Origin of the sequence: Pseudomonas paeninsulae, assembly GCF_035621475.1 — a bacterium.
GTDB lineage: Bacteria > Pseudomonadota > Gammaproteobacteria > Pseudomonadales > Pseudomonadaceae > Aquipseudomonas > Aquipseudomonas paeninsulae.
In genome coordinates this window covers 447,472-466,083 of record NZ_CP141799.1, presented here as the reverse complement: position 1 = coordinate 466,083, position 18,612 = coordinate 447,472, and the positions used below count along the sequence as shown (strand labels likewise).

14 protein-coding genes are annotated in these 18,612 nt (G+C 64.8%); 7 read left to right on the top strand and 7 right to left on the bottom strand.

Translation table 11 applies throughout. From position 1 onward, the window contains the following. Positions 1-55: 55 nt before the first annotated feature. From VCJ09_RS02005 to VCJ09_RS01990, 4 genes are all read left to right on the top strand, one after another. Positions 56-1,537, top strand: a complete 1,482-nt coding sequence (locus VCJ09_RS02005; protein ID WP_324732947.1) for a sigma-54 interaction domain-containing protein — start codon at positions 56-58, stop codon at positions 1,535-1,537. Positions 1,538-2,142: 605 nt separating this feature from the next. Then, entirely contained in the window at positions 2,143-3,543 is a 1,401-nt protein-coding gene (locus VCJ09_RS02000; RefSeq protein WP_324732946.1) for a GntP family permease, read from the top strand. Positions 3,544-3,865: 322 nt separating this feature from the next. Continuing rightward, the gene (locus VCJ09_RS01995; RefSeq protein ID WP_324732945.1) at positions 3,866-5,416 is read left to right on the top strand and encodes an acyl CoA:acetate/3-ketoacid CoA transferase; all 1,551 of its coding nucleotides are present in this window, start codon (positions 3,866-3,868) and stop codon (positions 5,414-5,416) included. A gap of 143 nt (positions 5,417-5,559) precedes the next feature. Further along, positions 5,560-6,825 carry an OprD family porin gene (locus VCJ09_RS01990; RefSeq protein WP_324732944.1) on the top strand — a complete coding sequence of 422 codons (1,266 nt, stop codon included), beginning with the start codon at positions 5,560-5,562 and terminating at the stop codon, positions 6,823-6,825. Between the two features lie 402 nt (positions 6,826-7,227). On the opposite strand, the gene VCJ09_RS01985 is transcribed toward VCJ09_RS01990, so the two are convergent. The 6 genes from VCJ09_RS01985 to VCJ09_RS01960 form a co-directional block, all read right to left on the bottom strand. Continuing rightward, positions 7,228-8,325, bottom strand: a complete 1,098-nt coding sequence (locus VCJ09_RS01985; RefSeq protein WP_324732943.1) for a BMP family ABC transporter substrate-binding protein — start codon at positions 8,323-8,325, stop codon at positions 7,228-7,230. 92 nt (positions 8,326-8,417) lie between these two features. Further along, the gene (locus VCJ09_RS01980) at positions 8,418-9,350 is read right to left on the bottom strand and encodes an ABC transporter permease (protein ID WP_079204433.1); all 933 of its coding nucleotides are present in this window, start codon (positions 9,348-9,350) and stop codon (positions 8,418-8,420) included. Position 9,351: 1 nt separating this feature from the next. Beyond that, positions 9,352-10,431: an ABC transporter permease gene (locus VCJ09_RS01975; protein ID WP_324734574.1), complete on the bottom strand. Its 1,080-nt coding sequence runs from the start codon at positions 10,429-10,431 to the stop codon at positions 9,352-9,354. 19 nt (positions 10,432-10,450) lie between these two features. Then, positions 10,451-12,022 (bottom strand): ABC transporter ATP-binding protein, encoded by a 1,572-nt coding sequence (locus VCJ09_RS01970; RefSeq protein ID WP_324732942.1) that lies wholly within the window; start codon positions 12,020-12,022, stop codon positions 10,451-10,453. Positions 12,023-12,517: 495 nt separating this feature from the next. Beyond that, positions 12,518-13,477, bottom strand: a complete 960-nt coding sequence (speB, locus tag VCJ09_RS01965; RefSeq protein WP_324732941.1) for an agmatinase — start codon at positions 13,475-13,477, stop codon at positions 12,518-12,520. Positions 13,478-13,508: 31 nt separating this feature from the next. Continuing rightward, complete coding sequence (locus tag VCJ09_RS01960) at positions 13,509-14,582, bottom strand: polyamine ABC transporter substrate-binding protein (protein WP_324732940.1); 1,074 nt, start codon at positions 14,580-14,582, stop codon at positions 13,509-13,511. Between the two features lie 141 nt (positions 14,583-14,723). Between VCJ09_RS01960 and VCJ09_RS01955 the strand changes: the two genes are divergently transcribed. Both VCJ09_RS01955 and VCJ09_RS01950 read left to right on the top strand, forming a co-directional pair. Next, positions 14,724-15,617, top strand: a complete 894-nt coding sequence (locus VCJ09_RS01955; RefSeq protein WP_324732939.1) for a LysR family transcriptional regulator — start codon at positions 14,724-14,726, stop codon at positions 15,615-15,617. 85 nt (positions 15,618-15,702) lie between these two features. Further along, positions 15,703-16,263, top strand: coding sequence for an NADPH-dependent FMN reductase (locus VCJ09_RS01950; protein WP_079204429.1), 561 nt, complete (start codon positions 15,703-15,705; stop codon positions 16,261-16,263). A gap of 330 nt (positions 16,264-16,593) precedes the next feature. Here VCJ09_RS01950 and VCJ09_RS01945 read toward each other — a convergent pair whose 3' ends face one another. After that, a complete protein-coding gene (locus VCJ09_RS01945) occupies positions 16,594-17,367 on the bottom strand; it encodes a substrate-binding periplasmic protein (protein ID WP_324732938.1) in 774 nt (257 codons plus the stop codon). A gap of 468 nt (positions 17,368-17,835) precedes the next feature. Between VCJ09_RS01945 and VCJ09_RS01940 the strand changes: the two genes are divergently transcribed. Continuing rightward, the gene (locus VCJ09_RS01940) at positions 17,836-18,498 is read left to right on the top strand and encodes an endonuclease (protein WP_324732937.1); all 663 of its coding nucleotides are present in this window, start codon (positions 17,836-17,838) and stop codon (positions 18,496-18,498) included. Positions 18,499-18,612: the final 114 nt, after the last annotated feature.

Genomic DNA, 18,612 nt, shown 5'->3' with positions numbered 1-18,612 from the left:
CAGCGTGCGGCGGCTCCCATACTCCCTCGCATCATCCTGTGGAACCCCAGCTGCCATGGCCATATCCCGCGACGACCTCGACCAACACGGCCTGATCGTCGGCGTGTCTCCCGAGCGCTTCCGCGCGGTGGCCATGCCGCTGCTGTTCGATCACCTCAACGCCCAGTGTGAGGGCACCATCGCGGTCAACCGTCAGGCACGGATCGTCTGGATCAACGACAAGTACGCCGAGAAGGTCGGCATCAGCGATCCGCGCAGCGTGCTCGGCAAGGAGATCGAGCAGGTGTTGCCGGCGAGCAAGCTGCGCGAGGTGGTGGAGAGCGGTCAGCCGAGCATGCTCGATCTGATGGCCTTCGGCAGCGAGCACTTCGTGGTCACCCGCATTCCACTGCGCGACGAGGACGGCACCCTGGTCGGCGCCCTGGGTTTCGTATTGTTCGACCGCGCACGCCACCTGAAACCCCTGATGGCCAAGTTCAACGTGCTGCAGAATCAGTTGCTCGCCACCCAGAACGAACTGGCCAAGGCCCGCCGCGCGCGCTACACCATCGCCGGCTTCATCGGCAGCAGTGCCGCCGCCAGCGAGGTCAAGCGCCAGGCCCGGCGCGCCGCCCAGCTCGACGCCACGGTGCTACTGCGCGGCGAGACCGGCACCGGCAAGGAGCTGCTGGCCCAGGGCATCCATAACCTGTCGCCGCGGGCCAACGGCCCCTTCGTCGCGGTCAACGTCGCCGCCATCCCCGAGACCCTGGTCGAGGCCGAGCTGTTCGGCACCGCCCCCGGCGCCTTCACCGGCGCCGACCGCAAAGGACGGATCGGCAAGTTCGAGGTGGCCAACGGCGGCACCCTGTTTCTCGACGAGATCGGCGACCTGCCGCTGGCGCTGCAGGCCAAGCTGTTGCGCGTGCTGCAGGAGCAGGAGGTCGAGCCGCTCGGCTCCAACCAGGTCAAGTCGCTCAACGTGCGGGTGATCGCCGCCACCCATATCGACCTGGAGGCCAAGGTCGCCGCCGGCCAGTTCCGCGACGACCTCTACTACCGCCTCAACGTGCTGGCCCTGCACGTGCCGCCACTGCGCGAGCGCCGCGAGGACATTCCCACCCTGGTCGAGCACCTGCTCGATGACATCGCCAACCGCTCCGGCCTGGCGCCCATGGAGCTGAGCCGCGAGGCCCTGGCGCTGCTCGGCCAGCAAGCCTGGAAAGGCAACGTGCGCGAGCTACGCAACCTGCTGGAGCGCACGCAGCTGGACGCCGAAGGGCCGCTGCTCGACGCCGCGCAGCTGCAGCCGCTGCTGGCCGCGCCCGGCGCGCCCCTACCGACAGCGGTAGCGGCCAGCCCGCTGCCGCAAGCCGCGCCGCTCGCCGACGAACCCCTGCAGCCCTTGGCGCAGAGCGTCGCCGCCGCCGAGCGCCGCGCCCTGCAACTGGCCCTGGTGGCCTGCGCCGGCAACCGCCGGCGCACCGCCACTGAACTGGGCATCTCCCGCGCCAGCCTGTACAGCAAGCTGCAGCAGCATGGCTTGAGCGCGCGCTAACGGGCTGTTAAAAACCTAGGCGAGGCAGCCGAGGCCAGTGTCACGATACCGTTGAAATGTCGGTTAAACGCGGTCTTACCCCTGTGCCGCGATCCCCGTAGGGTGGATTAGGCGCAGGCTGCCGATAGCGCTGAACCAGCAAGATCCGTTGCGGCGCAACGTGGCCCAGTTTCGAGGCGAGGCGCCCGGTGGGTTACACGGCGCGCCACGATGGCGGTGCCTGATCGTTCGCAGGTTGGCGCCACTAACCTGCGCGGCCCGACCCACCCACAGCTCCCTGCGGGAGCGCCGCCGCGCTGCCGTCCAGAAAACTGGACAATGTCTTCGGCAGCTACTGCCCCTCTGAGCATGTCCAGATAAGCAGACACTCGCATTCGCCCTGGCAGCTGCGTGCGGAGCAAGGCGACGCAGCCGACACGGGTCTCAAAGCCCCATGGCGCCTGGCCCGCAGCCTATTTTTCGACTTCCCCCAACGCCCCGCGAACGACTTGGCATGCCTTTCGCTAAAGCTTGTCTATCCACCGCACCGGGCCGCCGCCCGGATGCTTGAAGTCGACGCGCCGTAGAGCGCGCCAGAAAACAACAACAAAAGGAATCACCCCACCATGGGTACCCTCGGTATTCTGATTTCCCTCGCGCTGCTGATGTACCTCGCCTACCGCGGCCTCAACGTGCTGATCCTCGCCCCGCTGCTGGCCCTGCTGGCCCTGCTGTTCGCCGGCGACATCGCGCTGCTGCTGCCCACCTACACCCAGGTGTTCATGAAGGCCATGGGCGGCTACGTGATCCAGTTCTTCCCGCTGTTCCTGCTCGGCGCGCTGTTTGGCAAGCTGATGGACGACTCCGGCTCGGCCCGCGCCATCGCCCACGGCATCGTCGCCAAGGTCGGCAGCCAGCGCGCCATCCTGGCCATCGTGCTGGCCTGCGGCATCCTCACCTATGGCGGCGTGTCGCTGTTCGTGGTGGCCTTCGCCGTCTACCCGATCGGCGCCGCGCTGTTCCGCGAGGCGGGCATTCCCAAGCGCCTGATCCCCGGTGCCATCGCCCTCGGCTCGTTCACCTTCACCATGACCGCGCTGCCCGGCACCCCGGCGATCCAGAACGCCATCCCCAATCCCTTCTTCGGCACCGACGCCTTCGCCGCGCCGGGCCTGGGCTTGATCGCCGGCCTGATCATGTTCGGCCTCGGTACCTGGTGGCTGAGCGCCCAGGCGCGCAAGCTGATGGCCGCCGGCGAAGGCTATGGCGAGCACCGCGACGATCCGGTGGCCGACAACTCGGTGGCCCAGGACACTCGCGGCATCCCCGGTTTCTGGCTGGCGCTGCTGCCGATCCTGCTGGTGATCGGCCTGAACTTCCTGATGGCCAAGCAGGTGCTGCCGCACTTCGACGCCAGCGTCCTGGCCAAGCCGGAGTTCGGCGGCCTGCAGGACGCCAAGTCGCTGATCGGCATCTGGTCGATCATCGTCGCCCTGAGCGCCGCCATCCTGCTGCTGATCGCACTGCACTGGCGGCGCTGGATGAGTCTGCAGAAGACCATCAACGACGGCGCCTTCGGTTCCATGCTGCCGATCCTGAATACCGCCGCCGAAGTCGGTTACGGCACGGTGATCGCCTCGCTGGCCGGTTTCGTGGTGATCCGCGACCTGGTGCTCGGCGTCTCCGATAACCCACTGGTGTCCGAGGCGGTGGCGGTGAACATCCTCTCCGGCATCACCGGCTCGGCTTCCGGCGGCATGTCGATCGCCCTGAAGACCCTCGGCGAGCAGTACCTGACCCTGGCCACCAGCGCCGGCATCAGTCCCGAACTGCTGCACCGGGTCGCGGCCATGGCCTCCGGCTGTATGGACACCCTGCCGCACAACGGCGCGGTGATCTCGCTGCTGGCGATCTGCAAGCTCACCCACCGCGAGTCGTACAAATTCATCTTCGTCAACACCGTGGCCTTCCCCATGGTCGCGCTGGCCATGGTGATCACCCTGGGCACCCTGTTCGGTAGTTTCTGATGACCACTGACGGTCGATCTTATCAAACAGAAAATAACTAGTTGTTTTATATGTACAAATTTAAATATTCGCGAAGTCTCGTAGGAACCAGTAACCGTAGGATGGCGTTGAGCGCAGCGATACCCATCAAGCGATTTATCTCTGTACCTGCAGGCATGGCGAATATCGATGATGGATTACGGCGCGTTTGTTCTGCGGACAGCAGGTCACTTTGCGGGCGCCTAACCCATCCTACGGTCTTGATCCTTGAGCACCCAGTTTGCTGCGCGACAGCGTGGCTGTCGAAGACGGGTGAAATAGCCCTCCGTTACGAGTAACCGCCATGAGCAAGATCATGACAGCCGCCGCCGCGGTGGCACGCATCGCCGACAACGCCAACGTCGCCACCGGCGGCTTCGTCGGCATCGGTTTCGCCGAACAGATCGCCATCGCCCTGGAGCAGCGCTTCCAGACCGAACAGGCACCGCGCGACCTGACCCTGGTGTATGCCGCGGGCCAGGGCGACGGCAAGGGCCGCGGCCTCAACCACCTGGCCCATGAGGGCCTGGTGCGGCGGGTGATCGGCGGCCACTGGGGCCTGGTGCCCGGGCTGCAGAAGCTGGCGGTGGACAACCGCATCGAGGCCTACAACCTGCCGCAAGGGGTGATCTCGCAACTGTTCCGCGACATCGCCGCCGGCAAACCGGGGCAGCTGTCGCGGGTCGGCCTGGGCACCTTCGTCGACCCCGAGTTCGGCGGCGGCAAGCTGAATGCCAGGACCACCGTCGAGCTGGTGCGGCGCATGCCAATCGACGGCCAGGACTACCTGTTCTATCAGGCCTTTCCGATCCACGTCGGCATCATCCGCGCCACCAGCGCCGACCCGGACGGCAACCTGTCGTTCGAGCGCGAGGCGCTGACCATCGAGAGCCTGGCCATCGCCATGGCCGCGCACAATAGCGGCGGCCTGGTGATCGCCCAGGTCGAACGCATCGTCGAACGCGGCTCGCTGAATGCGCGCGAGGTGAAGATCCCCGGCATCCTGGTCGACTGCGTAGTGGTGGCCGAACCGCAGAATCACCAGCAGACCTTCGCCACCGCCTACAACCCGGCCTTCGCCGGCGAGACCCGGGTGCCGGTGGACAGCCTGGCGCCGCTGCCGTTGGACGTGCGCAAGCTGATCGCCCGCCGCGCTGCCCTGGAGTTGCAGGCCGGCGCGGTGGTCAACCTGGGCATTGGCATGCCCGAAGGCGTGGCCGCGGTGGCCGCCGAGGAAGGCGTGATCGACCTGCTGACCCTGACCGCCGAGCCCGGGGTGATCGGCGGTATTCCGGCCTCGGGCCTGGACTTCGGTGCGGCGAGCAACCACAGCGCCCTGCTCGACCAGCCCTACCAGTTCGACTTCTACGACGGCGGCGGCCTCGACCTGGCCTTCCTCGGCCTGGCCCAGGCCGACGCCGCCGGCAACCTCAACGTGTCCAAGTTCGGCAACCGGCTGTCCGGCGCCGGCGGCTTTATCAACATCAGCCAGAACGCCAAGCGGGTGGTGTTCGTCGGCACTTTTAGCGCCGGCCCCCAGGACATCCGCATCGAGGACGGCCGGCTGCGCATCGTCGAGGACGGCGCGCTGCGCAAGTTCGTCGCCGAGGTCGAGCAGCGCACCTTCGCCGGACGCCGGGCCGCCGAGCGCGGCCAGCCGGTGCTGTATGTCACCGAACGCTGCGTGTTCGCCCTGACTCTGCAAGGCCTGGAGCTGATCGAGATCGCCCCCGGCGTGGATCTCGAGCGCGACATTCTTGCGCGCATGGACTTCGCCCCCATCGTGCGCCAACCAAAACTGATGGATGCGCGGCTGTTCCGCGCCGAGCGCCTGGGTCTGCGCGAGACCCTGTAACCCTTGAGCGAAAAGCGGGTCCGTCTTGGGCCCGTGCTTTTTTCAGGTTTCACCCCCACCCCACAACGCTGCTCCGGCAGGTGTTGCCAGGCCGGCTGTGGGCAAAAAAGCCGTAACAACAATAACAACAAGAGGAATTATCCATGCGAAACACCCCGACACTCACCCGCCAGTTGCTGAGCGCCAGCATCGCCCTGGGCCTGGCCGCCCCGGCTTTCGCGGCCTTCGTCGACGACAGCAAGGCGGTGCTGGATACCCGCAACTTCTACATGAACCGCGACTTCCGCCAGCCCGGCGCCACCCAGGCCAAGGCCGAGGAATGGGCCCAGGGCTTTATGCTGCGCTTCGAGTCCGGTTACAGCGAGGGCCCGATCGGCGTTGGCTTCGACGCCATCGGCCTGCTCGGGGTCAAGCTTGACTCCAGCCCGGACCGGACCGGCACCGGCATCCTCAAGAGCGACCGCGAGGCGCCCAAGCGCGCCCAGGACGAATACGGCGAGGCCGGTTTCACCGCCAAGCTGCGCGCATCGAACAGCACCCTCAAGCTCGGCACCCTGCAACCGGTGCTGCCGGCGGTGATGCGCAACGACAGCCGCCTGCTGCCGCAGACCTTTCGCGGCGCCTGGCTCAACAGCAACGAGGTCGAGGGGCTGAGCCTGGATCTCGGCCGCCTCGACCGGGTCAACCAGCGCGACTCCTCGGATAACCAGGAGATGACCGTGTTCAACGGCGGCAAGCGCAACATCGTGCTGGGCAGCAGCAAGACCAGCGACGAGTTCCTGTTCGCCGGCGGGCGCTACCAGTGGACCCCTGAGTTGGCCAGCAGTTACTACTACGGCGGTCTCGACGGCATCTACCAGCAGCACCTGGTCAACCTGGTGCACCAAGTGCCGCTGGGTGAGGGGCAGAGCTTCAAGTCGGATATCCGCTTCGCCCGCTCCAGCGATGACGGCGGCAGCAATGTCGACAACTACGCCTTAGGCGCGCTGTTCACCTATCGCCTGGGAGCCCAGGGCTTCACCGCCGGCTACCAGCGCCTGAGCGGTGACACCGGCTTCGCCTACATCGCCGGGTCGGACAACGCGCTGGTCAACCTGGTGCAGATCAATGACTTCGGCAACCAGGACGAACGCAGCTGGCAACTGCGCTACGACTTCGACTTCGCCACCTTCGGGGTGCCGGGGCTGACCTTCATGACCCGCTACCTGTCCGGCGACAACGTCGACCGCGGCGCCAGCCTGAGCGAAGGCAAGACCTGGGAACGTAACACCGACATCGCCTACGTGTTCCAGGGCGGCCCACTGAAAAACCTCGGCCTGCGTCTGCGCAACGCCACCACCCGCAGCAACATTGGCAGCGACCTGGACGAGAACCGCTTCATCGTCAGCTACAGCCTGCCGCTCTGGTAAGGCCGCGCCAGCGCATCTCGATGACTCCGTGTACAGGCTTTGCCGGGCCCTGGTGGCCCGGCTTTTTCTCGCCAGGCCTACGTCGTGGCAACCTGCGCCCTCGCACTCACCGGCATACTGTCTGCGGCGTAAACCCCCAGATATCCCTCTCCCTGGCCGCCAACTCGAACCGGCCGCAACGCAAAAGGCCAACCTCGCGGTTGGCCTTTTGTTTGTCGTGCTCAGAGGCTGTGAAAATATCGAGCGCCGTCGCGAGGCTGCCTCCAGGCGTTCGCGGCAAGGCGCGCTGCGTGAAAAACGGGGGAGTTTAGTGAGCTAAATGACCCCACTTTTCACGTAGCGCAACGCCAGCAGCGAGCGTTTGGAGGCTGCCGCAGTAGGCGGGAGTTTTTTCACTGTCTCTCAGTTCTGCCGCAGCTTGGACGCGACCCCCTCGACGAAGTACTTCATGTGGCCCAGGTCGTCGTCGCTGATGACCTCGCCGGCGGCGACGCGAGTCTTGCCGTCCTGATCGACCACCGGGCCGGTGAACGGGTGGAAAGTGCCGGCGCGCATATCGGCTTCCAATTTATCCACCAGCGCGTTGACATCGGCCGGTACCGAGGGGTTGAGCGGCACGATCTCGATCATCTCATCCTTGATCCCGCCCCAGGTGGAAGCCGGTTTCCAGGTGCCGTCCAGCACGCTCTGGGTGGTATCGGTATAGAACTTGCCCCACTGGTGGGTGGTGCCGGAGAGCTGCGCCTTGGCGCCGTACTTGCTCATGTCCGAGTGGTAGGAGAAGGCATTCACGCCCTTCTCTTCCGCAGCCTGCACCACGGCGGTGGAGTCGGTGTGGTGGGTGAGCATGTCGGCGCCCTGGGAGATCAGGGTCAGCGTGGCTTCGCGCTCCTTGCCTGGGTCGTACCAGCTGTTGACCCAGATCACCCGCACTTCGGCATCCGGGTTGACGCTGCGCGCGCCACGGGCGAAGGCGTTGATGCCCATCACCACTTCGGGGATGGGGAAGGCGGCAACATAGCCCAGCACGTTGGACTTGCTCATCTTGCCGGCGACCACGCCATTCAGGTAGCGGCCCTCATAGAAGCGCGCGTTGTAGTTGCCGAAGTTCTTGCCCGTCTTGTAGCCGGTGGCATGCATCAGGGTCACGTTGGGGAACTGTTTGGCGACCCGCTCGACGTAGTTCATGTAACCGAAGCTGGTGGCGTAGATCAGGTTGTAGCCGCTACTGGCCAGCTCGCGGATGACCCGTTCGGCGTCGGCGCCTTCCGGTACGTTCTCGATGTATTTGGTTTCGACCTTATCGCCCAGGGCTTTTTCCATCTGCAAGCGCCCTAGATCATGCTGGTAGGTCCAGCCGGCGTCGCCGATCGGGCTGATATAGACGAAGCCAACCTTGAGCGGGTCGGCCGCTTGCGCCGCACCCAGCAGGCCAAAGCCCAACGCGGTTGCCATTGCCACACCACTTGCTGCCTTGATGAAATATCTGCGATTACCCATCAGTTCCTCTCCTAGCGTTCATGCTCTGGTTGTTTTTGTTGTCGGGGGAAATGAATGCAGCGGACCCTTCCCCCTAAGCGCCCGCCAACGGATCAGGCGTCCGGCCGGTAAGGCTGGCCGAGCGACATCGGCGAGTTCAGCCGGATGGTCTGTTGATTACGCGAAATCAGCACCAGCACGAAAATAGTCGCCAGATAAGGCAGCGCCGAGAGCAACTGCGACGGCACCTCGATCTGCAGGCCCGAGCCCTGGATAAACAACTGGCTGATCATCACCCCGCCGAACAGGTAGGCCCCGGCCATCACCCGCAGCGGCCGCCAGGTGGCGAACACCACCAGCGCCAGGGCGATCCAGCCGCGGCCAGAGACCATGCCCTCGACCCACAGCGGGGTGTAGAACACCGACAGGAAGGCGCCGCCGATACCGGCCATGGCGCCGCCGAAGATGGTGGCCAGGTAGCGGATGCCGATCACCGAGTAGCCGATCGAATGGGCCGACGAGGGCGACTCGCCGACGGCGCGCAAGATCAGTCCGGCGCGACTCTTGTAGAGGAACCAGATCACCCCGCCGAGCAGAGCCCAGGAGAAATAGACCAGGGACTGCTGGTTGAACAGCGCCGGCCCGAGCAGCGGAATATCGGCCAGCAGCGGAATGCGGATCGCCGGCACGGCCGGCAGGGTCAGCGACTCGAAGGGTTTGCCGATAAAGGCCGAGAGGCCGACGCCGAAGATCGTCAGCGCCAGCCCGGAGGCCACCTGGTTGGCCATCAGCGTCAGGGTCAGCAGGCCAAACAACAGGCTCATCAACGCACCGGCCGCCATGCCGGCCAACACGCCGAGGTAGGGGTTGCCGGTGTAGTAGGTGGCGGCGAAGCCGGCCACCGCGCCCATCGCCATGGTGCCTTCGGCGCCCAGGTTGAGCACCCCGGATTTTTCGGTGATCAGTTCGCCCAGGGCCACGATAATCAGCGGCGTGCCCGCCACCAGGGTGGCGAACAGTATCGAGGTAATCAGACTCTGCTCCATGTCAGTCTCCCGCCTTGGCCAGGGTCAGCCGCACGCGCAGCCGGTAGTTGATAAACAGGTCCGAACCGAGCAGGAAGAACAGCAACATGCCCTGGAACACCTTGGAGATCGACGCGGGCAGGCTCAGATACAACTGCGCCTGCTCGCCGCCGAGAAACAGCAGCGCCATCAACAGGCTGGCAAAGAAGATCCCGATGGGATTCAGCCGCCCGACGAAGGCCACGATGATGGCGGCGAAGCCGTAGCCGCTGGCGACCTTGTCGGTCAGCTGGCCCATGGGCCCCGCCACCTCGGCCATGCCGGCCAGGCCCGCGCAGGCCCCGCCCACCAGCAGGCCGATCCAGATCATCCGTTTGGCCGAGAAGCCAGCATAGCGCGCCGCATCTGCCGCCTCGCCGGCCACACGCATCTTGAAGCCCAGATAGCTCTTGTGCATAAACACATAGCCGATCAACAGCACCCCCAGCGCCATCACGAAGGCCAGGTTGAGCCGTGTGCCCTCGAACAGGATCGGCAACAGCGCCGAATCGGCGAACATCTTGCTCTGCGGGAAGTTGAAGCCGTCTGGGTCCATCAAGGGGCCGAACACCAGCCAGGACACCAGCAATTGAGCGACATACACCAGCATCAGCGAGACCAGGATCTCGTTAGCGTTGAAGCGGGTGCGCAGCAATGCCGGGATCGCCGCCCAGGCGGCACCGCCCAACGCCCCGGCGACGACCATCGCCGGCAGCACCAGCGGGCCGCTGTAGTCGCCAAAGGCCAGCGCGACCCCAGTCGCGGCACAGGCGCCGAGGATGAACTGGCCTTCTGCGCCGATATTCCACACATTGGCCCGGAAACCGATGGCCAAGCCCACCGCGATGAGCATCAGCGGAACGGCCTTGAGCAGCAATTCAGCCACGCCGTACCAGTAGCGCAGTGGATTGAGGAAGAACACCTGAAAGCCTTCCAGTGGGTCTTTACCCAAGGCGGAGAACAACAGCAGCCCTCCGAGCATGGTCAGTGCCACCGCAATCAGCGGCGACAGATAGCTCATGGCGCGCGAGGCTTCGGGGCGAGTTTCAAGCTTGAATGACAGCATGGGGCGCGTTCCCTTGTTATTGGTTGCTGGTCGATGTGGCAACGCTCTCGCTGCCGGGCCACATGCCGCTCATCCACACGCCGATGTCCTCCACCGAGGTCTCGGCCAAGGGCCGCGTCGGCGACAAACGCCCATCGGCGATCACCGCGATACGGTCGCAAATCTCGAACAGCTCATCGAGCTCCTCGGACACCACCAGCACCGCGCAACCGGCGTTTCTCAAGTCGATTATCTGCTGGCGGATAAAGGCCGATGCGCCCACGTCCACACCCCAGGTGGGCTGGGCAGCCACCAGCAGTTTGGGGGCCTGCATGATTTCGCGACCCATGATGTACTTCTGCAGATTGCCACCGGACAGTGAGCGGGCCTGCGCCGCCGACCCACCGCACTTGACGTTGAAGCGCTCGATGCATTCGCTGGCAAAGGTCTTGGCCGCGCGAAAATCGATCAGGCCGCGCCTGACCAGGCCTTTCGACACGGCGGCGGTGAGAAGCGCGTTGTCGCTGAGCGACATGCTCGGCACCGCGCCACGGCCCAGACGCTCTTCCGGCACGAAGCACAGGCCGATCTGCCGGCGCTGGTCGGGCGACAAGCGTCCCGCCGCGTTGCCGCAGATCTGCACCGGGCCTTTCTCGCTCAGCGGGGTCTCCCCGGAAATAGCCGCCAACAGCTCGGCCTGGCCGTTGCCCGAGACCCCGGCGATGCCGACTATCTCGCCGGAGCGCACCTCCAGCTGGATGTCCTTGAGATCGGTGCTGAACGGATCAGGCGAGACATGCGACAGCCCGTCCAACTTCAAGCGAATCTCGCCGTCAGTCGGCGCGGCGCTGTGCTCGCAGGCCGGCAGGTCCTTGCCGATCATCAGCCGCGCCATGCTCTTGGGGGTTTCCTCGGCAGGAATGCAGGCGCCCGTGACCTTGCCACTACGCAACACGGTGGCGCTGTGGCACAGCTCCTGGATTTCGTCGAGTTTGTGACTGATGTAGAGGATCGAGCAGCCTTCGCTGGCCAGCCGGCGCAGGGTCTCGAACAGGACGCGTACCGCCTGCGGGGTGAGCACCGAGGTCGGTTCGTCCATAATCAGCAGCCGAGGGTTTTGCAGCAGGCAGCGGACGATTTCGACCCGTTGGCGCTCGCCGACGGACAGCGCATGCACATGCCGACGCGGGTCGACCGGCAAGCCATAGCGCGTGGACACCGACTCGATGCGCCGGGCCAGATCCATCAGGTCGGGCTTGCCCGGCAGGGCCAGGGCGACGTTTTCCAGCACGGTCAGGGTCTCGAACAGCGAGAAGTGCTGGAACACCATGCCGATGCCCAGGCTACGGGCATGGGCGGGGTTTTCCACCGTGACCGGCTGGCCCTCCCAGAACATCTCGCCGGAAGTTTGTCGGGTCACCCCATAGATGATTTTCATCAGGGTCGACTTGCCGGCACCGTTCTCCCCCAGCACGGCATGAATCTCGCCGGGCATGACGCGCAGGTCGATGCCATCGTTGGCGACTACCGTGGGGTAGACCTTGCAGATGCCCTTCAAGACCAAGCGCGGCGGGGCATCGGAGGCTGCTGTGGCCTGCTCTTGCTGCATTGGGTTTTCTCCTATCTTCCGATGACCTTAGCAGCTCAAACGAGCGGGTATCGGCGTTTTATTATTGGAGAGGAGCAGCGCCTTGCGGGGCCTTGCACCCTTCTGGTTAGCCACCCGCAAGACGGCAAGTCAGGGCGGATGCGGAGTCTTGTGTACTACGTTTTTACAAGGCCGCGCAACATAATGTGAACAATCCTATAAATATATGTAAACAATACTGTCGACAGACGAAACCCCTGCATGCTAGCCGAGCCGCTCTAAATCGATGCTTTTGTTTGCGTGCGCATGGGCAATTAGCCACTAGCGATCAACATGCCAGGCAAGCGCTTAGCGCGCGACTGCGTCTGCCTGAGCAAGTTATGGGCCGGGGTGCGCAAAACCCAAGCCACCGGCGCTTACGCTGGCCAGAAAAGCCAACAGCCCCAGACAACCTGTAGGGCTGCCCGGGGCTGGACGCGGTACGGCGCCTGGGTTGGCGCGGAAGGCGAGCGGCGATCAGGCCGTCAATTTATGCCGTGCGGCGTACAGGCAGATCATTTCCATGGCCAGGGTGGCGCCGGTCAGGGCGGTGACTTCTGCATTGTCATAGGGCGGCGCCACCTCTACCACGTCCATGCCGACCAGATTGATGCCGCGCAGGCCACGGAGGATTTCCAGCGCTTGGTGGCTGGACAGGCCACCGCACACCGGGGTGCCAGTGCCGGGGGCGAAGGCCGGGTCGAGGCAGTCGATGTCGAAGGTCAGGTACACCGGATGGTCGCCGACCCGCGCGCGGATCAGTTCGGCGATCTGCTCCGGGCTGCTGCGGTGCACCTGGCGGGCGTCGAGCACCTGGAAGCCCATCACGTCGTCGTTGGTGGTGCGCAGGCCGATTTGCACCGAGCGCGCCGGGTCGACCAGGCCCTCGCGGGCGGCGTGGTAGAACATGGTGCCGTGGTCGATGCGCGCCCCCTCCTCGTCCGGCCAGGTGTCGCTGTGCGCGTCGAAGTGGATCAGCGCCAGCGCGCCATGTTTCTTCGCATGGGCCTTGAGCAGCGGGTAGCTGATGAAGTGGTCGCCGCCCAGGGTGAGCATGGCGCAGCCGGCCGCGAGGATCTTGTCGGCATGCGCCTCGATCAGCGCCGGGGTGTCCTGCGGGGTGCCGTGGTCGAAGTAGCAGTCGCCATAGTCGATACAGGCCAGCAGGTCGAAGGGGTCGAACTCCCAGGGGAAGTGCCGCGCCCAGGCCGACTGCACCGAGGCGGCGCGAATCGCCCGCGGACCGAAGCGGCTGCCGGGTCGGTTGGTGGTGGCGGTGTCGAACGGCACACCGCTGACCACCAGGTCGACACCGCGCAGGTCGCGGGTATAGCGCCGGCGCATGAAACTGGTGATGCCGGCGTAGGTCGGCTCGGCGCAGGTGCCGTACAGGCTGTCGCGGGTGATGGCCTGGTCGTTGTCGAAGGCGTGATCCATGGTCGGGTCCTCAAGGATGGCGAGCGTGAGTTCAATACTGGCTACGGAAGGCGGTCCACAGGCGGTTGCGCTTGCGCTGGTCCTTGAGCGTCATGGTCTGCTCGGGAAACAGCAGGGCGCGCACCGCGGCGCCTGGGTAAATGTCCGGATCGCTGCTGACCGCTTCATCGAGCAGCGGTGCCGAAGCGGCGTTGGCATTGGCGAAATACAGTTCGTTGGTCAGCTCGGCAATCGACTCGGGCTTGAGCATGTAGTCGATAAAGGCGCGAGCGGCCTCTGGATGCGGCGCGTCCTTGGGGATGGCCATGGTATCGAACCAGATCAGGGTGCCCTCGCGGGGGATGCGATAGACCACCTCGAACGGCTGCGGGGTTTCAGCCGCCCGCGCCGCGGCCATGCCGACATCACCGGTGTAGGCCAGCGCCAGGCATACGGTGCCGCTAGCCAGGTCGTTGATCTGCCGGGCGGAATTTACATACAGCAGGTTCGGCTGCAGTTTCGCCAGCAACTGCTGCGCGGCATCCAGGTCCTCGGCCGCGGCACTGTAGGGCGCCTTGCCCAGGTAGTTGAGGGCCACGGCAATCACTTCCTGCGGCGAATCCAGCACGGCGATGCCGCAATCCTTGAGCTTGCTGGCGTATTCCGGTTTGAACAGCAGGTCGAGGCTGTCCAGCGCCACGCCCGGCAGACGCTGCTCGACCGCCTGCCGGTTGATGCCCAGGCCGACCGTACCCCAGGTATAGGGCACGCCGTACTGGTTACCGGGATCGACACCGGCCAGTTTTGCCAGCAGCTCGGGATCGAGATTGACGGCGTTGCTCAGCGCGCCGATCGGCTGCAGGGCCTGGGCCTGGATCGCCCGGGCCAGGCCACTGGAGGCTGGAAACACGACGTCGTAGCCGCTGCCACCGGTGAGCAGCTTGCTGTCGAGCACTTCGCCACTGTCGAAGGTGTCGTACTTGACCCGTATCCCGTTCTCGCTCTGGAAGCGCTTGAGCGCTTGCGGCGCCACATAATCGGCCCAGTTGTAGATGTTCAGCACCTGCTCCTCGGCCTGCAGCGGCAGGGCGAAGACGATCAGTAACACACTCGCGGCAAGACGCATGGCGATACCCTCATTCAAATTGGCTCGGCAATGACCCCTGTAGCAGCGGGTTAGGTAGAGCCATGCTGCGCTGCGAATTGCTTTGGATAAATATGAAGTAATCTACTCTGGCATCTACTTTCATCAATGTTTGGAGCCGCCATGCTCAGCCAAGTCCGCGACCTCGACCTGCAACTGCTGCGCCTGTTCATCACCGTGGTGGAGAGCGGCGGCTTCAGTGCCGCGCAGGGCGAACTGGGCATCGGTCAGTCGACCATCAGCACACAGATGGCCAAGCTGGAGACGCGCCTGGGTTTTCGCCTGTGCGAGCGCGGCAGGGCTGGCTTCCGCCTGACGCCCAAGGGCGAGCAGGTGCTGCTGGCCACGCGCAAACTGTTCGCCGCCCTCGAAACCTTCAAGGGCGAGGCCCAGGGCATGGCCGACAAACTGCTGGGCACGCTCAGCATCGGCCTCTCCGAAGCCCTCGACGCGCAGGTGCTGAGTCGAGTCGGCGCAGCCATCGGCCACTTTCGCCGGCGCAACCAGGCGGTGCAGATCGAACTGCTCAGCGCCATGCCGGCCGAACTGGAACGACGCCTGCTGCAGGATCAATTGCACCTGGCGATCGGTTACTTCTCCGGCGCCCAGGCCGCGCTCGACTACGTCCCGTTATTCGAGGAGACACAAGCGTTGTACTGCGGCGGCGGGCATCATTTATTCGCTCGAACCGAAGTGAGCCTGGAACAGTTGCAGGGCCAAGACAGCGTGCTCCACCCCTACCGTTTCATCCAACGCGACGAACCCTGGCAAACCACCGCCAGCAGCGCCCACAGCGAACAGGTCGAAGGCACTCTGGCCTTTGTCCTGTCTGGCGCCCATATCGGCTACCTGCCCCGACACATCGCCGCCCCCTGGGAAGCTAGCGGCCTGCTGCGCGCGCTGCTGCCGGAACAGCTCGGCTTCAGCGTGCAGTTTCACCTGGCCAGCCACCGCGGCCGTCAACCGAGTGAGGCGCAGCAGGCCATGGTCAAGGATTTGCTCACGACCTTCAGCTGAGCAAGGCCCGCCAAGACCTTCGGCGCCGGGGCGGTCTATAGTTTCAGTTCACCCCACTTCCCGCTCTCACTGGCAAGGAGTCGTCATGAGCAAGGTTCACCACGTCGCCGTCCTCGTCGGCAGCCTGCGCAAGGCATCGATCAACCGCAAGCTGGCCCTGGCGCTGGCCGAGTTGGCGCCCGCCTCGCTAAAGCTGGAAATCATCGAGATCGGCGACCTGCCGCTGTACAACGAGGATATCGACCAGCAACAGCCGCCCGAAGCCTACCTGCGCTTTCGCGCCAAGCTCAAGGCCGCCGACGCGCTGCTGTTCGTCACCCCGGAATACAACCGCTCGGTGCCGGCGCCGATGAAGAACGCCATCGACGTCGGCTCGCGTCCCTACGGCCAGAGCGCCTTTAGCGGCAAGCCGGGCGCCGTGCTGAGCGCCTCGCCGGGTGCCATCGGCGGCTTCGGCGCCAACCAGCACCTGCGCCAGTCCATGGTGTTTCTCGATGTGCCGATGATGCAGCAGCCGGAAGCTTATCTGGGCGGCGCCGGCAGCTTCTTCGAGGAGGCCGGCATGCTCGGCGACGGCATCAAACCGTTCCTGCAGAAGTTCATCAACGCCTATGCCGAGTGGGTGGAGCAGCAGATAAAAGGCTGACCCGCGCGAGCCAGCGCGCATCCACCACCAGCCGAGCAGGAAGTCCCGAAAGGGTTGCCCGATGGCCGCACCGCACGTCGCGGCAGCCTGCTGGCAGGATGCCGCTGCGGACAAACGCCGGATCGGCTGAAAGGGGGTGAAAAACGCCCGCCTGCTGCGACCAATGACCTCGCGCAACCCGCGATCCGCAGGCTGTCACTCGCCGCAGGCAGTGCAGCGTCGATCAGCGCGACGCCACACAGCTGGCGGGCTGCGCAGCCTGGCGCTGCGCCTTGCCGCGAATAGCTGGCGGCGCCCTCGCGATATGTTCACCACCTCTGACGCCTTGGCTTACAGCCCGTATTTCGCCTTCAGCGCAGCGACCGCCTGCCGCTCGCTGCGCAGGAAGGCATCGAAGCGCTGGATCAGCTCGGGATGGCGGATGCTCGACAGGTAATAGTGGCTGTCGCTGGACTGCAACAAGCTGGGCTCTGCCACCAGGGCGTGCGGCCGCTCGAGTTGGCCCAGGTGATAGCGCGCAACCTGGCGGGCCATGTTGGCACCGTCGATGTAGCCGGCCAGGGTCATCCGGATCAGGCCCTCCGGGCTCGGCGCCCGGTGGATCTCCACGGCGCCTGCGGCAATCTCGGCGTGAAACTTCCAGGGAGTGAAGCCGCGGACGAAGCCGAGCTTGCGAAACCGCTCTCGCGGCTGGCCCACCCGTGCCGGCAGCACCAGCATCACGTCCTGGAAGGTCAGCAGCGGCTGCGAGTAGGTAATCACACCGTGCGGTTTACCGGTCTCATACCAGCGCGGACTGTCGGGAAAAACCAGGTCGAGCCGACCCGCCCAGTACTCGTGATAGAGCCGGCGTACCGGCAACGGCACATAGCGCAGCTGGATGTGCGCGTGGGCGGCGAACAGGTCGAGCAAATCGCGGGCGTAACCACGGTACTGGTGGTCCGCCGACACCGCAAAGATGGGGTAGTAATCGACGTCTTCCACACCCACGCGGTATAGCTGCGCGGCGGCCACTGGCTGGATAGTGCTCAGGCTCAACGCCGCGAGCAGCAGCCAGACGGAGCGGAGCGATGGTGGAAAACACAGGGCAAGCTGGATCAGCATAGCGAGGCTCGACGCGTACAAAGTCGTCACAGTTTACTGCAGGTCGCCATCGACTCGACTGACCTGCCCCCTCGACGTCTGGATGCCGTGGAGGCTGCCCCGCTGTGAACCATCACGCTACTGGAGATTGACGCGGCAGAAGCGCCGCACTGGGCGAACGCCCAAAAAAAGAAACCCCGCTGGTGCGGGGCTTTGCAGACTGTGTACTGACATCCGTGTTGCGCGCACCATCCTGGCGGCTATCCTGCGTGTCCCTTTTGGTTTTTTTGCGCTTCCTGCGCTACGTCCATGGCCAGAAGATTAGCCGCCCAGCGCCGATCACAGTAGTGGCGATCGACGGCACGCCATGTAAGCCAAAGCTTACATGGCGCCAATCTTTCGGCTTGCTCATGTGACGCGGGTCTTGTTAGATGCGGCCACTCTAAAAAAACAACAGACCCCGAACACGGCGGTCAACGGAGTCTTATCATGCGAGCAGTCGTTATCGCCCTCGGTTGCCTGGCAGCCAGTTTCAGCCTGCCGGCGCTGGCCAATGGTCAGAGTCAGATTGCCGATCCGCAAGTCCGCGACCAATTATTCTGGGGTGAGCTGTATGGCGCCGGCGGCACCTCGCTGTATTGCGCCAAGGCCTTCACCGGTGAAGGTGGCGGCGCACTGCTCAGCGCCAGTCCGATCTACAGCAGCAAGCAGTTGAAAAGCGCCCTGCGCTGCATCACCGATCGCCAGTGCAGCATCATGAGCCCACGCTATGCCTATATGGCCGCCGACCTGCATAACCTCTATCCGGCGCTGACCCGCGCCGAACAGGTGCGGCGCGACGCGCAGTTCGGTTTGCTGGACGCCAGCGAGGAGAGCACGTTCGCCGACATCGGCTGCGACCTCAAGAGCCGCTTCAAAGTGCTGGAGCCGCGCGACGCCGCCAAGGGCAACATCGCCCGGGCGATCTTCTACATGCACATCGAGTACGACCTGCCCATCGGCGGCGACGCGCGCATGTACAAGCAGTGGCACCGGATGGACCCGCCGGATGGCGAAGAAAACGCCCGCAACGAAAAGATCGGCAGCCTACAGGGCACACGCAATCGCTTTATCGACGACCCGGCCCTGGTCGAGCAACTGATCGCCGACTGACAACCCCGCGCCGCGCCGGTGAGCCATGCTGCACTGCCTGCAGCGAGTGACACCCTAGGGATCGCGGATTGCTCAAGGTAATGGGCCTGAGCCTAGGGTGCCTGGAGGCGGCTG

What these genes read in the sequence shown, in the direction of transcription:
- VCJ09_RS02000 (WP_324732946.1), top strand. Translation starts at nt 2,143, where the DNA reads ATGGGTACCCTCGGTATTCTGATTTCCCTCGCGCTGCTGATGTACCTC.
- VCJ09_RS01960 (WP_324732940.1), bottom strand. Translation starts at nt 14,582, where the DNA reads ATGCGTCTTGCCGCGAGTGTGTTACTGATCGTCTTCGCCCTGCCGCTG.
- VCJ09_RS01945 (WP_324732938.1), bottom strand. Translation starts at nt 17,367, where the DNA reads ATGCTGATCCAGCTTGCCCTGTGTTTTCCACCATCGCTCCGCTCCGTC.
- speB (WP_324732941.1), bottom strand. Translation starts at nt 13,477, where the DNA reads ATGGATCACGCCTTCGACAACGACCAGGCCATCACCCGCGACAGCCTG.
- VCJ09_RS01970 (WP_324732942.1), bottom strand. Translation starts at nt 12,022, where the DNA reads ATGCAGCAAGAGCAGGCCACAGCAGCCTCCGATGCCCCGCCGCGCTTG.
- VCJ09_RS02005 (WP_324732947.1), top strand. Translation starts at nt 56, where the DNA reads ATGGCCATATCCCGCGACGACCTCGACCAACACGGCCTGATCGTCGGC.
- VCJ09_RS01940 (WP_324732937.1), top strand. Translation starts at nt 17,836, where the DNA reads ATGCGAGCAGTCGTTATCGCCCTCGGTTGCCTGGCAGCCAGTTTCAGC.
- VCJ09_RS01955 (WP_324732939.1), top strand. Translation starts at nt 14,724, where the DNA reads ATGCTCAGCCAAGTCCGCGACCTCGACCTGCAACTGCTGCGCCTGTTC.
- VCJ09_RS01990 (WP_324732944.1), top strand. Translation starts at nt 5,560, where the DNA reads ATGCGAAACACCCCGACACTCACCCGCCAGTTGCTGAGCGCCAGCATC.
- VCJ09_RS01980 (WP_079204433.1), bottom strand. Translation starts at nt 9,350, where the DNA reads ATGGAGCAGAGTCTGATTACCTCGATACTGTTCGCCACCCTGGTGGCG.
- VCJ09_RS01950 (WP_079204429.1), top strand. Translation starts at nt 15,703, where the DNA reads ATGAGCAAGGTTCACCACGTCGCCGTCCTCGTCGGCAGCCTGCGCAAG.
- VCJ09_RS01995 (WP_324732945.1), top strand. Translation starts at nt 3,866, where the DNA reads ATGAGCAAGATCATGACAGCCGCCGCCGCGGTGGCACGCATCGCCGAC.
- VCJ09_RS01985 (WP_324732943.1), bottom strand. Translation starts at nt 8,325, where the DNA reads ATGGGTAATCGCAGATATTTCATCAAGGCAGCAAGTGGTGTGGCAATG.